This is a genomic window from Parafrankia sp. FMc2 (assembly GCF_041008525.1).
Taxonomy (GTDB): Bacteria; Actinomycetota; Actinomycetes; order Frankiales; family Frankiaceae; genus Parafrankia.
Genome location: NZ_JBFLUG010000515.1, coordinates 1 through 560 on the forward strand (window position 1 = coordinate 1; position 560 = coordinate 560).

At 71.1% G+C, this 560-nt stretch carries 1 protein-coding gene; it reads left to right on the plus strand.

The window, feature by feature from the left end:
• The coding region (locus AB1460_RS38225) for an ISAs1 family transposase (protein ID WP_368967494.1) at positions 1-560 on the plus strand (560 nt) is incomplete at both ends.

Sequence of the window (560 nt, forward strand, 5' to 3'; positions counted from 1 at the left end):
TGCTACGGCCCCTTGACCTGACGAACGTGCTGGTCGCGGCCGATGCCCTCCACACCGTGCGCGCCAACCTCGACTGGCTGGTCACCGCGAAGAACGCCCACTACCTTGCCGTGATCAAGAAAAATCAGCCGACGATGTGGGCGTTCCTGGCCGGCCTGCCCTGGGCCGAGATCCCGACCGGCGCCACCACCCGCGACCACGGCCACGGCCGCGACGAGACCCGCGGGATCAAGGCCGCCACCGTCGCCCACCTCGACTTCCCACACGCGGCCCAGGCGATCCGTATCCACCGCTGGCGCCGGGTGAAAGGCAGGCCGGCGACCCGCGAGACCGCCTACGGGATCACCAGCCTCACCTTCGAGCAGGCAGGGGCCGCGCTGCTCGCGACGTTCGCCCGCCAGCACTGGCACATCGAGGACCGCCAGCACCACGGCCGCGACGTCACTTTCGGTGAGGACGCCTCCACCAGCAGGACCGGCCGGGCCCCCGCAGCCCTCGCGATCTTCCGAGGCGCCGTGATCACCGCGATCCGCGCCGCGGGCTACCGCTACATCCCCGAA